General features: G+C 59.0%; 11 protein-coding genes, 1 other RNA gene and 1 pseudogene. 4 read left to right on the top strand and 9 right to left on the bottom strand.

Going from position 1 to position 13,761, the window contains the following annotated elements:
• Nucleotides 1-86 precede the first annotated feature (86 nt).
• The 8 genes and pseudogenes from ACIO0C_RS31005 to ACIO0C_RS30970 all read right to left on the bottom strand — a co-directional run.
• Nucleotides 87-1,004 (bottom strand): annotated as a pseudogene (locus tag ACIO0C_RS31005) (phage integrase central domain-containing protein); the annotation flags it as partial.
• Nucleotides 1,005-1,187: 183 nt separating this feature from the next.
• Nucleotides 1,188-1,584: a transfer-messenger RNA gene (ssrA, locus tag ACIO0C_RS31000) on the bottom strand.
• 96 nt (nt 1,585-1,680) lie between these two features.
• Nucleotides 1,681-1,956: a hypothetical protein gene (locus ACIO0C_RS30995; RefSeq protein WP_274642405.1), complete on the bottom strand. Its 276-nt coding sequence runs from the start codon at nt 1,954-1,956 to the stop codon at nt 1,681-1,683.
• Between the two features lie 238 nt (nt 1,957-2,194).
• Nucleotides 2,195-5,008 (bottom strand): FAD-binding and (Fe-S)-binding domain-containing protein, encoded by a 2,814-nt coding sequence (locus ACIO0C_RS30990; protein ID WP_401318303.1) that lies wholly within the window; start codon nt 5,006-5,008, stop codon nt 2,195-2,197.
• The gene (locus tag ACIO0C_RS30985) at nt 5,005-5,676 is read right to left on the bottom strand and encodes a lactate utilization protein C (RefSeq protein WP_401318300.1); all 672 of its coding nucleotides are present in this window, start codon (nt 5,674-5,676) and stop codon (nt 5,005-5,007) included. The genes ACIO0C_RS30990 and ACIO0C_RS30985 overlap by 4 nt, the downstream gene beginning before the upstream one ends.
• Nucleotides 5,676-7,130 carry a LutB/LldF family L-lactate oxidation iron-sulfur protein gene (locus ACIO0C_RS30980; protein ID WP_401318298.1) on the bottom strand — a complete coding sequence of 485 codons (1,455 nt, stop codon included), beginning with the start codon at nt 7,128-7,130 and terminating at the stop codon, nt 5,676-5,678. The genes ACIO0C_RS30985 and ACIO0C_RS30980 overlap by 1 nt, the downstream gene beginning before the upstream one ends.
• Nucleotides 7,127-7,951 (bottom strand): (Fe-S)-binding protein, encoded by an 825-nt coding sequence (locus ACIO0C_RS30975; protein WP_401318296.1) that lies wholly within the window; start codon nt 7,949-7,951, stop codon nt 7,127-7,129. The genes ACIO0C_RS30980 and ACIO0C_RS30975 overlap by 4 nt, the downstream gene beginning before the upstream one ends.
• 146 nt (nt 7,952-8,097) lie before the next feature.
• Nucleotides 8,098-9,792, bottom strand: coding sequence for a lactate permease LctP family transporter (locus tag ACIO0C_RS30970; RefSeq protein ID WP_401318295.1), 1,695 nt, complete (start codon nt 9,790-9,792; stop codon nt 8,098-8,100).
• Between the two features lie 264 nt (nt 9,793-10,056).
• Between ACIO0C_RS30970 and ACIO0C_RS30965 the strand changes: the two genes are divergently transcribed.
• A complete protein-coding gene (locus ACIO0C_RS30965; protein WP_401318292.1) occupies nt 10,057-10,824 on the top strand; it encodes an FCD domain-containing protein in 768 nt (255 codons plus the stop codon).
• A 51-nt stretch (nt 10,825-10,875) separates the two neighbouring features.
• Here ACIO0C_RS30965 and smpB read toward each other — a convergent pair whose 3' ends face one another.
• Nucleotides 10,876-11,358 carry an SsrA-binding protein SmpB gene (smpB, locus tag ACIO0C_RS30960; protein ID WP_008057382.1) on the bottom strand — a complete coding sequence of 161 codons (483 nt, stop codon included), beginning with the start codon at nt 11,356-11,358 and terminating at the stop codon, nt 10,876-10,878.
• Nucleotides 11,359-11,476: 118 nt separating this feature from the next.
• On the opposite strand from smpB, the gene ACIO0C_RS30955 reads away from it, so the two are divergent.
• From ACIO0C_RS30955 to ACIO0C_RS30945, 3 genes are read left to right on the top strand one after another with little or no spacing between them, the layout of a single operon-like run.
• Nucleotides 11,477-12,880, top strand: coding sequence for a sodium-dependent transporter (locus ACIO0C_RS30955; protein ID WP_401318289.1), 1,404 nt, complete (start codon nt 11,477-11,479; stop codon nt 12,878-12,880).
• Between the two features lie 7 nt (nt 12,881-12,887).
• Nucleotides 12,888-13,322 (top strand): type II toxin-antitoxin system RatA family toxin, encoded by a 435-nt coding sequence (locus ACIO0C_RS30950; RefSeq protein WP_401318287.1) that lies wholly within the window; start codon nt 12,888-12,890, stop codon nt 13,320-13,322.
• Complete coding sequence (locus ACIO0C_RS30945) at nt 13,315-13,629, top strand: RnfH family protein (protein ID WP_401318285.1); 315 nt, start codon at nt 13,315-13,317, stop codon at nt 13,627-13,629. Before ACIO0C_RS30950 ends, ACIO0C_RS30945 begins: the two co-directional genes overlap by 8 nt.
• Nucleotides 13,630-13,761 lie beyond the last annotated feature (132 nt).

The following is a 13,761-nucleotide window of genomic DNA, read 5'->3' as shown; positions in this document are numbered from 1 at the left end:
CCTGTCCAAGTGGACGTGGATCAGGTGTCCAAGTGAGCATGGAACGAGTGTCCAAATGATCGTGGGCTGAGTGTCCAAGTGTCGTAGAATCCGCACTCCCGGTGTCCGCTGTATGGTTTGATTGCCTCCAGCAGCGCCAGTGCTTGATCTGTCAGCGGCACGATATGTATGCGGCGTTTCTTCATGCGCTCAGCAGGAATCGTCCAAATCTTCTTTTCGAAGTCGATGTCCTCCCAGCGAGTGGTGGCTGCCTCTGCTGGGCGGGTCATGGTGTTGAGCTGCCATTCGATAAGGCAGCGAGTGGTCCTTTTTATGCTGGCATTGGCAATTGCCACCATGAGTTCTTTCAGCTCATCGGGAGCAAGTGCCGCCATATTCTTCTTTTTCGGCTTCTTGAAGACGGATCGAATCCCACTAAGCGGGTTTGCGTGAATCAGTCCCGAGTTGACCCCGTAGGTCATGATTTCGTTGAGTCGCTGTGATAGCCGTTTAACTGTTTCAAGACTGCCTTTGGTTTCGAGTGGCCGAAGCAGGTTGATGACTTGTGGTGCGCTGATGGCTGAGATCGGTGTGGTGCCCAAATCCGGGAAAACGTGCAACGTCAACGAGCGCCAGATGTCCTCGGCATAAGCTGGTGTCACTGCATCCTTCTTCAGTTCATACCAGGACGTCGCAACATTCTGAAATGTGTGCTCAGTTTCAGCTTGCTTTGCTTGCAGCACTGCATCTCGTTGATCTTTAGGATCGAGGCCTTGGGCAAGTACTTCTCTCGCTGCAATGGAACCCTTTCGTGCCTGCGCTAACGAGACTTCAGGGAAGGTACCTAAGCCCATGTTGATCCGCTTCTTCGTCACGGGATGTCGATAGTTGAAGTTCCACAGCTTAGAGCCATTGCTTCTCACTCGCATTTGAAGGCCGCCACCGTCAAACAAGACGTAGTCCTTTTCAGAAGGCTTGGCAGATTTAACTTTGAGCTCAGATAGGCGAGTAGCTTGTGCGCACATTGGTATTCCAGGATGGGTTTGGCATTCCAAAAATTAGCACTTATGGGCTTGGAATGCCATTTGGAATGCCAGAAAGCGTGGCTGCTCATGGATGCCCATGGACGCAGGTGGAGCTGAAAGCCCCGTATTTACTGGTTTTCAGGCACAAAAAAAGACGTCCGTGGACGTCTTTAGATGTAATTTTGGTGGAGCCGGGGGGATTTGAACCCCCGTCCGCCAGTACTCCGCTGTCGGTACTACATGCGTAGCCGTGTCTATTAAGTTAACCCTCAGCGACCCGACGGGCAGGGTGCTTTGGGCGAGTTGTGTAAGTTTTAGCCGCTTCGTCCACAACGTACTGCACGGCGATTCTGTTCTATATGACAATCACTTTGGGTTTACAGACATCCCCTGGTGATTGCTGGACCCGAAGGTACCAGAAGCTCAGGGCTAAGGCTGCTTACGCAGCGAGAGCGAATTCCTGGCCGTAGTTTTCGTCATTGGCAACTATAAGTAGTTGCAACAGTGGATTTACGAGTTCTGTTACCAACTCGGCATGCACCTAAAGTTTCGCAACCGGCGTCGAATCCTAAACGGCCCCGAACTCATTGCCCGAAAACCTCGTTGAGCAACAAGCCAGTACAGTGTACGCCAATGAGGCGCGGAAGGCCAACCCGAAGGTTGGCCTTGCCTGTGTTCACTTTTTAGTAGGGCTGCGCTGCTGAATTTTCTCCAGCATCTGACCGGAGATCTCGATGCAGTCTTTCTCGTTACCGGCTGCCTTGGCCTTTTCCGCATCCTTCAGTGCGGTTTCTGCGTTATCCATAGAGCTCTCTGATACGGCAGGCGCGGTGGTGATGGCGTTTTTCAGTTTGGCAATGTTCCCGTCACAAAGATTCTCGTCAGCCGCAAACACCGGCGAGGCCAACAGTGCTGCAGATATGAACAATCCAGCAATTGCAGAGTGCTTCATGGTTATCTCCTTGCGCATGAGGGCTCGGTGCTGCCGGTGAAGGGGGCCGCTGGCCGAGGTGGTTATAAGCCCTTTCACAGGGCCTAGCTAAATGACTATAGCCGCGCGCAGGAATTCGGTTTTTTTTTGCGATTTTGCGGGGAGAAAGGAGCGAGCTTGCTTGCGATGGATTTTGGGGTAACGCGTTTATCCAGAAAGCACGCGTTATCGTTGACGTCCATCGCGAGCAAGCTTGCTCCTACAGGGCTGAGCGCGCTTGAGTGACGCGGTCTACCAGGTAGACCAGCCCGTGATAATCGATCCCGCCATGCTGGCTCAAGCCGATCTCACAGGTGCGGCTGGTGGAAATGCCTTCGCTGCAATACTGCACCGCATCCTTCAAGGTGCGCAGTGAATGTGCATTCAGCTCGGGGGTGGTGAAGCCCTTGTCACCGGCAAACCCGCAGCAGTGGATGCCTTCGGGGATGACCACGTTTTTGCTGCATTTGCGCGCCAGATCGATCAGCGCCTGGCTTTCGCCCAGATGCTGAGTGCTGCAGGTGACATGCACCGCGATGGGCGCTTCCTGCGGGGTGAAATGCAGTCGATCCATCAAGTGCGTGCGGATGAAACGTACCGGGTCGTACAGGTCCAGGCGCACATCGCCGAGGTCCTGGGTCAGGCGCAACGTGCAGGGGCTGGTGTCGCAATAGATCGGATCGAGCCCGCCACGGCTGGCATGGAGCAGGGCGCCGATCAACTCCTGGCGTTTGTGTTCGGCTTGCTCTGCATAACCCTTGGAAGCGAACGGCTGGCCGCAGCAGAGGTTGTCCAGGTTGTCGGGGAAGACCACCTGATAACCGGCTTTTTCCAGCAGGCCGCGGGTCTTGTCGTAGAGCGACATTTGCTCCTTGTCGCCCGCCGCCGGGCCCATGGCCCGTGAAACGCAGGCTGCCAGGTACACCACGCGCGGGCGTTCGTCGGTCACCGACGGGCTGAAGCGAATGGCTTTTTCCGGCTGCGGCATGGCGTTGGTCCATTGTGGGACCTGGCCTTTGGACAAGCGGGTCAGCGTTGCCGATAATTTTGCCAGGCGTGGTGCACCCAGCAACATCCGCGCACCGTTGGCCACGTGCAGGGTGAAGCGCGCACCTTGCAGCGCCGTGGCGAAATTGCCTTCAAGCCAAGAGGCGGTTTTAGTATGAGTTGCGTGTAGGCCGCGAAGCTTTTTCACCAGCTCGCCGGTGTTGATTCCCACAGGGCAACGTTGCGCACAAAGACCGGTGGCAGCACAGGTATCGATGCCCTGGTACTCATAGGCCGCCTCAAGTTCGCGGGTATCGATCCCGGCGCGTTTCTTCGCCTGGATGTCTCGCCAGATCACGATGCGCTGGCGCGGGCTCAAGGTCAGGCCTTTGGAAGGGCAGACCGGTTCGCAGAAGCCGCATTCGATGCACTTATCCACAATCTCGTCGGCGGCCGGCAGCGGTTTCAGGTGCTTGAGGTGGATCTGCGGGTCTTCGCTGAGCACCACGTCCGGATTGAGTATGCCGTTGGGGTCGAGCAGGCGCTTGAGCTGCCACATCAACTGGTAGGCATCGCTGCCCCATTCCAGCTCGACGAAGGGTGCCATGTTGCGCCCGGTGCCGTGCTCGGCCTTGAGCGAACCGCCGAACTCAACCGCCACCAGTTGCGCCACGTCGTCCATGAACGCCTGGTAGCGTGCGACTTCTTGTGGGTTGTTGAAGCCTTGGGTGAAGACGAAGTGCAGATTGCCTTCCAGAGCATGTCCGAAAAGGATCGCTTCGTCGTAGTGATGTTTGTCGAACAGCTCGATCAGCCGGTTCACACCGATGGCCAGTTGTTCCACCGGGAAGGTCACGTCCTCGATGATCACCGTGGTCCCGGTTTTACGCACCGCGCCGACGGCGGGGAAGGTGTCCTTGCGGATCGCCCAGAGCCGGGCGTTTTCCAGCGGGTCTTCGGTGAAGTCGACTTGTTTCTCTACCGGGAACGCGGACAGTGACGCCATGATCTGCGCCAGTTGTTCCTGCAACAAAGAGGTAGATGCCGCGCGGGATTCGATCAGCAGGGCGCAGGCATTGTTCGACAGCTGTTGTACGAAAGCGGGCATGCCGGGCTTGTTCTGCACCGAGCGCAGGCTGCGGCGGTCCAGCAGTTCTACCGCTGACACCGGTTGGCTTTTGAGCACGGTGACGGCGTTGCAGCAGGTTTCCACGTCCGGGAATACGATCAGTGCCGAGGCCTTGTTCGGGTGATCGATCACCGTGTCGTAGGTCACCGCGCTGATGAAACCCAGAGTGCCTTCGGAACCCACCAGCAAGTGGCTCAAGATATCCACAGGCTCGTCGTAATCCACCAGGGCGTTGAGTGACAGCCCCGTGGTGTTTTTCAGACGATATTTGTGGCGAATTTTCGCAGCCAGTTCGGCATTGGCGCGGGTCTCGCGGCCCAGGGTCGCAAGACGCTCCAGCAGGTCGCCATGACTGGCCCGAAACGCCGCGACGCTGGCAGCATCTTCGGTATCGAGGCGGCTGCCGTCGGCCAGCACCAGGCGGATGCCTGCCAGGGTGTGATAGGTGTTTTGCGCCGTGCCGCAGCACATGCCGCTGGCATTGTTGGCAACGATGCCGCCGATTTTGCAGGCGTTGATCGACGCCGGGTCCGGGCCGATCTTGCGCCCGAACGGTGCCAGCCAGGCATTGGCCTGCGCGCCGATCACCCCCGGTTGCAGGCGGATTTGTGTGCCCTGGCCGCGGATCTCGCGACCGTTCCAGTTATCCCCAAGCACGATCAACACCGAATCGCTGATGGCTTGCCCGGACAGGCTGGTGCCGGCGGCGCGGAAGGTCACGGGAACCCGGTCGCGCTGCGCCAGTTGTAGCAGCGCCACCACTTCGTCTTCGGACTCGACGCGAATCACCAGTTGCGGAATCAGTCGATAGAAGCTGGCGTCGGTGCCGAAGGCCAACGTCGACAGCGGATCGTCGAAACGCCGTTCCTGGGGAATCAGTTGCTGCGCATCGCGCAGGAAAGCGGCCGGTAGACTCATTGGTCCTCCAGGATCAACACCACCAGGTCTTTCGGGCCGTGGGCACCGTAGGCCAGGACTTGTTCGATATCAGCGGTTTTCGACGGGCCGGAAACCAGCAAGGCATTGGTCGGCATGCCCTGGGCCCATTCGAATTCCTGTTGTACCTGATAGAAGTTATCGCGGATTTCACTGGCCTTGAGCAGGGCGAAATGCACCGGCGGCGCCAGGCTCATGAGACGCGGTTCTTCCCGCGTCGGCCAGATAATCAGGCTGCCCGTGGCGGCGATTGCGCCAAGGGTGGTGGTCAGGCTCGCCGGGGTGTCGTTGAACAGTTCTGCTTTCCATTCTTCAACCGGGCGGTCGTAGGCCTTGAGCGCCGGCAGGCCGGGATTTTTCGCCCAGTGCTGCGTGACACGTTGCCCGTGCGGCGTAGTCGGGGCGATCAACAGGCTGGGCAACTGGCGATCTTGCAGCAGTGTTGCCAGCAAGGCCGGCCAGTGTTCACCGGAAGTCAGGTGGATTTCCGTGTGCACGGCTTCCATCAGTTTGCGCAGTTGCGGGATGCGTTGATCTGGCGCGTAGGTGTAGGGCTTCGTCACCAGCTCGACGTCGAAGTTGTCAGCCACCGGGGTGGTGCCTGTCAGACTTTTGCGCAACTTGGCGAGGATATTTTGCTTGGCGCTCATCAACGATCTCCCTGTTTGGCCAGATGCTCGCGAGCCATGTCATGCAGTGAGCGGGCGGCGGGTTTCGGGGCAATGTGGTTCTGCGTCCATGGTCCGACATTGCTCGGCGTAAGGGCACGCAGGCGAGTTGCGGCCAAGGCGAACAGGCGATACAGCGTCGGTGAGCTGTTGAGCCTGGCCCAGGCGTTCCAGATGAATCGTTCCTTGCGCGAGTACTTGCTGCCTTGGCCACGCATCACTTGATCCGTGCTGTCCGGCGCCTTGACGTTCTCTTCGCGCAAACGGCGCAGCAAAGCAGGAATCGGGATTTTCACCGGGCACACTTCGCCGCAGGCACCGCACAACGAAGAGGCGCTCGGGTGATCCGGGACTTTCGCCAGGCCGACCATGTGCGGGGTGATGATTTTTCCGATAGGGCCGGGGTAGACCTCGCCGTAGGCATGGCCGCCGATTCGAGTGTAGACCGGGCAATGATTCATGCAGGCGCCGCAGCGGATGCAGTTCAGGGTCTGGCGCAGTTCGCTGTCGGCAAACGCCTGGCTGCGACCGTTGTCGAGCAGGACCAGGTGCACTTCCCGGGGGCCGTCGAGCTCATGCTCCTTGCGCGGGCCGGAGATCATGTTGACGTAGGTGGTGATCGGGATGCCCAAGGCCGAACGGGTCAGCAACGACAGCAGCGGCACCACGTCGCGCAGGTTCTCCACGACTTTCTCGATGCCGGTGACGGCGATGTGCACCGGTGGCACCGTGGTGGTCATGCGACCGTTGCCTTCGTTTTCCACCAGCAGCAGGGTGCCGGTTTCGGCCACGGCGAAGTTGACACCGGAGACGCCGATGTCCGCTTCGAAGAATTTCTGCCGCAGGACCCTGCGACCGATCTGAATGAGTTGGTCAACGTCCTTGGTGTATTCCACACCAAGTTTGTCGTGGAACAAGGACGCGACCTGACCGGCATTCTTGTGGATCGCCGGCATGATTATGTGTGAAGGTTTCTCGTGGTCGAGCTGGACGATGTACTCGCCCATGTCCGATTCCAGGCATTCAATGCCCTGTTCAGCGAGGACATGGTTCATCTCCATCTCTTCGCTGACCATCGATTTACCCTTGATCACTTGCCGCCCCTCGTGAGCGCGGATGATCGAGAGGACGATGCCATTGGCTTCGTCCACCGTTTCCGCCCAGTGCACTGTCACACCGTTGCGGGTCAGGTTCTGTTCAAGTTGCTCGAGCAACTCGGGCAACTTCGATAACGCGCGGGCGCGGACAGCATTGCCCAGCGCTCGCAGATGTTCTCTTTCATGGGCATCGCTAAAAGCCGTTGCCCGTTTGGTCATCAGTGAATCCATCGCCTTGCGAAAGTTGCCTCGCAATTGCGCATCACCCAGCGCCTCGTGCGCCCGGGTGCGGAAGTCTTCTTCTACGGCGACCGTAGGAATAATCTCGGCGGCACTCATTGGGCACCCCCGGTACGCTGCCAGAGGAAGCTGGCCAGGTGTTGACCGCGCAGCGCTTCCTTCTGTTTCTCCAGCGAGCCATTGATGTTCATCAGGCAACCGCAGTCGGCACTGAGTACCTGGTGCGCGCCGGATTCCTTCAACGAGCGCGTCTTGTCAGCCACCATCGCGCCGGAAATGTCCGGCATACGGACGCTGAAAGTCCCACCGAAGCCACAGCATTCGCTTTCGTGACTGTGCTCGACCCGTTCCACGTTGCTCAATTGCGACAACAGCTCGCGGCCGTGCAGGTGGGTGTTCATTTCACGGCGTGCCGAACACGACGTGTGCAACGCTACCTTCACTGGCGTGCCGCTGTCCTTGAACTGCACCTTGCAGACAAACAACAGAAACTCGGCCAGCTCATAGGTCCTGGCCGCCAGGGCCTGGACCTGTTGCAACGTGTCCGGCTCATCCTTGAACAAGTCGGCATAGTGTTCGCGCAACATGCCCGCGCAGGAACCCGAAGGCACCACCACCGGATAATCCCCGCAGAACAGCGCCAGTTGCGAGCGCGCGACGGTCCTGGCCTGCTCGGTGTAGCCCGAGGTGTAGGCCGGTTGACCGCAGCAGCTTTGCCCTTGCGGGTACTCGACACGAATACCCTCGCGTTCCAGCAGGTGGATCGCGTCCATTCCGGCTTGCGGGTAGAACAGATCCACTACGCAGGTCCCGAACAGGTACACCCGTTGCGGTTTCTCGCTGGGGTATTGCCGAGGCTCGGGCAGTGGCGGGGCGACACGGGTCGCATTCGGCACAGCGTTGTAAAAAAGCTCGCTCATCAGGCGTGTCTCTCGGCCGGTTACCCGTCCGTCGAGGCCGCTGAATATAGAGAGAGATTCTTTCAGCAGCCTTACAGACCGGGTAGTGAATAGCTGACGCCAGGGTCGTGGCCCGGCGTCTGTTTTTTCCATGTCGCTTGTAGGGCTTAGTGCACCAGCATGCCGGTGAACCAGTAGGCCTGGGCCAGAGTGATCAGGCCGACAATCGTTGCAAAGAACAGGCTGTGCTTGAGGGTGAAGCGGAACAGGTCCGATTCCTTGCCTACCAGGCCAGTTGCCGCGCAGGCCACGGCGATCGATTGCGGCGAGATCATCTTGCCGGTCACGCCGCCGCTGGTGTTCGCCGCCACCAGCAAGGTGTCGTTGACGCCGATCTGGTGGGCGGTGGTTGCCTGCAACGAACTGAACAGTGCGTTGGACGAGGTATCGGAGCCGGTCAGGAACACACCCAGCCAGCCGAGGAACGGCGAGAAGAACGGGAAGGCGGCGCCTGTGCCAGCCAGGACCAGGGCCATGGTCGACGACATGCCCGAGTAATTGGTGACGAATGCGAAGGCCAGCACCATACCGATGGACAGGATCGGCCAGCGCAGTTCGTAGAAGGTCTCTTTCAAAGTGGTAAGACCAGTTTTGACGTTGATGTTCAGGACCAGCATCGAGATCAGCGCCGAGAAGAAAATCGCGGTGCCGGTGGCGGAAATCGGGTCAAGCTTGAACACCGCAGGGAGTGCAGTCGGCGCGGCCACGATCGGTGCCACCTTGATCACCATCTGGTCCAGATGCGGGATGGCGAAGTTGAACACGAAGCTGTACATCGAGCCGCCAGCGGCAAACATCGCCTTGAACGGCTTGAGCGTCCAGATGGTTACCAGCACGGTCAGGATCAGGAACGGCGACCAGGCTTTGAAAATTTCCCCGAGGCTGTAAGGCGAAGCCACGGTGGTGCGCTTCTGGCCGAAACCACCGACGCTGGCGCTGACCACGGAAGCCGAGACGGCGCCGACGATGTGTTGGCCGGCGGCGCGTTTTGGCTGCCAGACCTTCAGGAACAGGGTCAGGGAAATCAGGCTGGCGAGGGCCGACGTGATGTCCGGCAGTTCCGGGCCGATGAAGTTCGAGGTGAAGTACTGGGTCACGGCGAAGCTCAAACCGGCGACCAGCGCCGCCGGCCAGGTTTCCCGCACGCCGCGCAGGCCATCCATCATGAACACCAGCCAGAACGGCACGAACAGCGACAGCAGCGGCAGTTGGCGGCCAGTCATGGCGCCGATCTTGAAGGCGTCGATGCCGGTCACTTGCCCGGCGACGATGATTGGAATCCCCAGGGCGCCGAAGGCGACCGGCGCGGTGTTCGCGATCAGGCACAGGCCGGCGGCGTACAGCGGGTTGAAGCCCAGGCCTACCAGCAGCGCGGCAGTAATCGCCACCGGAGCGCCAAAACCGGCCGCGCCTTCGAGGAAGGCACCGAAGCAGAAACCGATCAGCAACACCTGCAGGCGCTGGTCGTCGGTGATCGACAGCACCGAGCTGCGGATGACTTCGAACTGGCCACTCTTGACCGTCAGTTTGTAGAGGAACACGGCCGCCACGATGATCCAGGCGATCGGCCACAGGCCGTAGGCGAAACCATACCCGGCGGCGGCGAACGCCATGTCGACCGGCATCTTGAAGGCAAGGATTGCCACCAGGATCGACAAGGCCAGGGTGATGCTGCCGGCCACGTGTCCTTTGAGGCGGAACACGGCCAGGGCCAGGAAGAAGAACACGATGGGAATAACGGCTGCGAGTGCGGACAGGCCGAGGCTGCCGAGCGGGCTGTAGAGCTGTTGCCAGGTTTGCATATGGGGTGGCCCCTAATTGTTGTTGGTCAATGCACTGATCAGCGTTCTTGGTTAATTGGTAATACCAATTTACAATCGCTGTTGGCTAGGGTAAAAGCGTTGTAGGCGGTGTGTCAATTTGCCGCCCTAAAACTTTTGTCGTAGTCAGCGTTTTGCAGAGGATCTGGCCTGTTCGGGTAATGGTCGTGTGGCAGGTGCCTGCGTCCCATGGATAGGCCAGAATAGAGCCCCGGCGCACCGTCGGGATGGTGGAGAAATCGAGTTATGGGGTTTGATCAGATTCGGCAGCGCCGTTTGTCCGACGATATTGTCGAGCAGCTCGAGGGCATGATCCTCGAGGGCACGCTGAAAGCGGGTGAGCGCTTGCCGGCGGAACGCACGTTGGCCGAACAATTTGGTGTTTCCCGACCTTCGTTGCGGGAAGCTATTCAGAAACTGACCGCCAGGGGGTTGTTGGTCAGTCGTCAAGGTGGCGGCAATTACGTGGTGGAGTCCCTGGGCACGACGTTCAGTGATCCCCTGTTGCATCTGCTGGAAAACAATCCCGAAGCGCAGCGCGACTTGCTGGAGTTTCGCCACACGCTGGAGGCGTCCTGCGCCTATTACGCAGCATTACGCGCCACCGACGTTGACCGTGAGCGATTGACCGCGGCGTTCAATCAACTGCTGGACTGCTATTCGCGTCACGATGAAGTCAGTCGGGCGGAAGAGGGCGCGGCGGATGCAAATTTCCATCTGGCGATCGCCGAAGCCAGTCATAACGCGGTGCTGCTGCACACCATTCGTGGGTTGTTCGACCTGCTCAAGCGCAACGTGGTCACCAACATCGGCGGCATGTACAAGCAGCGCACCGAGACCCGCGACATGCTGATTACGCAGCATCGGGAGTTGTATCAGGCAATTATCGAAGGTCGGGCGGAACAGGCGCGCGAAGTCTCCAGTCGACACATTCTGTATGTGCAGGAAGTGCTGGAGGAGGTGCGTCAGGAAGTGCAACGCGTGGCTCGGGCGGAGCGGCGCAAAGGGATGTAGTCGGTTGGTGATCGTTCCCGCGCAGAGCGTGGGAACGATCAGGGCAAGGAATTAATCTTCCTTGCCCTTGTTGCGCACCGCGCGCTGCAACTCGCGGCCGGCGTCGCGTTCGCGCTCGGTATCACGCTTGTCGTATTCCTTCTTGCCCTTGCCCAGAGCAATTTCGCACTTGACCATGTGCTTGCTCCAGTACCAGGACAGGCACACGCAGGCGTAGCCTTTTTGCTGCACGGCAGCGGCGAGCTTTTCCAGCTCCCGCCGGTTGAGCAGCAACTTTCGCGTGCGCACCGGATCGGCGATGACGTGGGTGCTGGCGGTCGTCAGGGGCGTGATGTGACTGCCGAGCAGCCAGGCTTCGCCATCCTTGAGCAGTACGTAACTGTCAACCAGTTGCAACTTGCTTGCCCGCAGACTTTTTACTTCCCAGCCGGCCAGGACCAGACCAGCCTCGAACCGATGTTCGATGAAGTAATCGTGTCGCGCCTTTTTATTTTGCGCGATGGTCCCTGTTGGGTGTTTCTTCTGTTTAGCCATAGGGGCGGCATTATAGGGAGTTGCACGCGAGTCGGCTACGGGATTGCTACATGCTTGAGCAGGTTGATTGAATCCCGGACAATGCGGCCTCTTTTTTGAACGCTTGGTCGTAATATCAATGTCGACAGACAAGGTTTCTGTCCACGGCAGTTGGGCTAGCCGCTGGGTCTTCATACTCGCCGCGACCGGTTCGGCCGTGGGCCTGGGTAGTATCTGGAAATTTCCCTACATGGTTGGCGTCTACGGCGGCGGCGCCTTCGTGCTGATGTTCCTGGCTTGTATCGCGTTGATCGGTGTGCCTGTCATGCTCGCGGAAACCCTGATCGGCCGGCGTGCCCGGCAGAGCCCGGCCAACGCCTTGAAGGTGCTGGCGCTGGAAGCGGGGCATTCGGGCAAATGGTCCTGGGGGGCGTTTGCCGGGATGATCACGGCGCTGCTGATCCTGTCTTTCTACAGCGTGGTCGGCGGCTGGTCGCTGGATTACATCATTGACATGGGGCGTGGCGACTTCCAGGGAGCGACGCCCGATCAGGTGGGGGCGTACTTTGGCAATGTGATTGCCGATCCCTGGCGCCTGACACTTTGGCACACGATTTTCATGCTGCTGTCTGCCGTGGTGATCGCCAAAGGCGTGGTCGCGGGGCTTGAGCGCAGCCTGCGCATCATGATGCCGTTACTGTTCGTGATGGTGCTTGTTCTACTGGGCTACAGCATGACCACCGGGCATTTCATGGAAGGCGTACATTTCATGTTCGACTTCCATCCGGAAAAGGTCCTCGACGGCTTGCTGCCGGCCATGGGGCATGCTTTCTTTTCTTTGAGTGTCGGGGTCGGTTCGATCATGATCTACGGCGCCTACATGCCCAAGCATTCGTCGATTTCAGGAACCATCGTTGGTGTTGCGCTGCTGGATACTTTTGTATCCCTGGTGGCGGGGCTGGCATTGTTTCCGATTGTGTTTGCCGGCGGTCTGAACCCGAGCGAAGGCCCTGGCCTGATGTTTGTCAGCCTGCCATTTGCCTTTGGCAACGTAGCGTTCGGCCAGTTGATGGGCGTAGTGTTCTTCGTGCTGGTCGCGATTGCAGCCTGGAGTTCGGCCATATCCTTGCTCGAACCCATGGTGGCTTACCTGGTCGAGCGCTCGAAAATCAGCCGCGCCTGGGTCACCTTCTGGCTGGCATTCAGTTGCTGGTTTGTCGGGCTGGGCACGGTGTTTTCCTTCAATATCTGGAAGCAGGCCAAGTTTTTCGTGAGCGAAGACGGGCTGTTTCACCTCTATCAATGGGGTGCGGCGGGCGGTCTGGACTTCTTTGGCGTGATCGATTTCTTCACCTCGCGGATCATGTTGCCACTCGGTGGTTTGTGTTTCGTGGTGTTTGCAGGCTGGGTGATGGGCCGGGAAGCGGTGCGCGACGAATTGTCGATCCGCAACCCTGCGTTGTTCACCTTGTCCTTGTTCTTGATGCGCTATGTGGCGCCTATCGGCATTCTCATAGTGTTTGCCGCCCAGCTCTGGAAGTGACGCTGACATGACGACACACATTTCACGTTCGGCCTTGCTGCCGTACCCCGCGCAGGCGCTGTATGACCTGGTCAACGACGTGGCGCGTTATCCGGAATTCCTGCCTTGGTGCTCATCGGCTGAAGTCCTGGAAAGCTCTGCCGATCATATGCGTGCGAGCGTTGGCGTGGCCAAGGGTGGGCTCAGCCAGCATTTCGTGACGCGCAACACCTTGGTGCCCGGTCAGTCGATCGAAATGAACCTCGAAGAGGGGCCGTTCACTCAGTTGCATGGCGTGTGGGTGTTCAAGCCGTTGGGTGAGAAGGCCTGCAAGATCAGCCTGGACCTGTCGTTCGATTACGCCGGCCCGATCGTTCGCGCGACCCTGGGGCCGTTGTTCAATCAGGCGGCCAATACGCTGGTGGACGCGTTCTGCCAGCGCGCCAAGCAAATGCATGGTTGAGACAATGATAGAGATCGAGGTGGTCTATGCCGCCGTTGATCGTCAGGAGCTCCTGATGGTGAGAGTGCCGGCGGGAACCACTGTTCGCGCGGCGTTGCTGAAGTCTGGAATGGGTCAGGCTTTTCCGGAGCTGGACCTGTCACAGTGTCCGGTGGGGATCTTCGGCAAGGTGGTCGTCGATCCCGAAAGTCGTCTGGTTGAGCCGGGCGATCGCATCGAGATTTACCGGCCATTGTTGGCGGATCCGAAAGAGGTGCGTCGACTGCGTGCGGCAAAGGCCGCCGAGGCCAAAGCGCGAAATCAGTGAGCCCGGTAAAAGCCAGGCATTAAAAAACCCGGACATGCCGTAATGCTGTTCACTTAAGCATTTGAGCTCATGCTGGGCTTCCTAGAAAATCCGATACCAGACCTCTGGTATCGGATTTTTTATGTCTGTTCA

The sequence above is a fragment of the Pseudomonas sp. NPDC087336 genome (assembly GCF_044744285.1).
In the GTDB taxonomy this organism is placed as follows: Bacteria; Pseudomonadota; Gammaproteobacteria; order Pseudomonadales; family Pseudomonadaceae; genus Aquipseudomonas.
Note: the sequence above shows the minus strand (reverse complement) of the source record. Positions and strands in the feature narration are given on the sequence as shown.

Coding starts and splice junctions, on each gene's coding strand:
- ACIO0C_RS30995 (WP_274642405.1), bottom strand. CDS start 1,956: ATGAAGCACTCTGCAATTGCTGGATTGTTCATATCTGCAGCACTGTTG.
- ACIO0C_RS30990 (WP_401318303.1), bottom strand. CDS start 5,008: ATGAGTCTACCGGCCGCTTTCCTGCGCGATGCGCAGCAACTGATTCCC.
- ACIO0C_RS30985 (WP_401318300.1), bottom strand. CDS start 5,676: ATGAGCGCCAAGCAAAATATCCTCGCCAAGTTGCGCAAAAGTCTGACA.
- ACIO0C_RS30980 (WP_401318298.1), bottom strand. CDS start 7,130: ATGAGTGCCGCCGAGATTATTCCTACGGTCGCCGTAGAAGAAGACTTC.
- ACIO0C_RS30975 (WP_401318296.1), bottom strand. CDS start 7,951: ATGAGCGAGCTTTTTTACAACGCTGTGCCGAATGCGACCCGTGTCGCC.
- ACIO0C_RS30970 (WP_401318295.1), bottom strand. CDS start 9,792: ATGCAAACCTGGCAACAGCTCTACAGCCCGCTCGGCAGCCTCGGCCTG.
- ACIO0C_RS30965 (WP_401318292.1), top strand. CDS start 10,057: ATGGGGTTTGATCAGATTCGGCAGCGCCGTTTGTCCGACGATATTGTC.
- smpB (WP_008057382.1), bottom strand. CDS start 11,358: ATGGCTAAACAGAAGAAACACCCAACAGGGACCATCGCGCAAAATAAA.
- ACIO0C_RS30955 (WP_401318289.1), top strand. CDS start 11,477: ATGTCGACAGACAAGGTTTCTGTCCACGGCAGTTGGGCTAGCCGCTGG.
- ACIO0C_RS30950 (WP_401318287.1), top strand. CDS start 12,888: ATGACGACACACATTTCACGTTCGGCCTTGCTGCCGTACCCCGCGCAG.
- ACIO0C_RS30945 (WP_401318285.1), top strand. CDS start 13,315: ATGGTTGAGACAATGATAGAGATCGAGGTGGTCTATGCCGCCGTTGAT.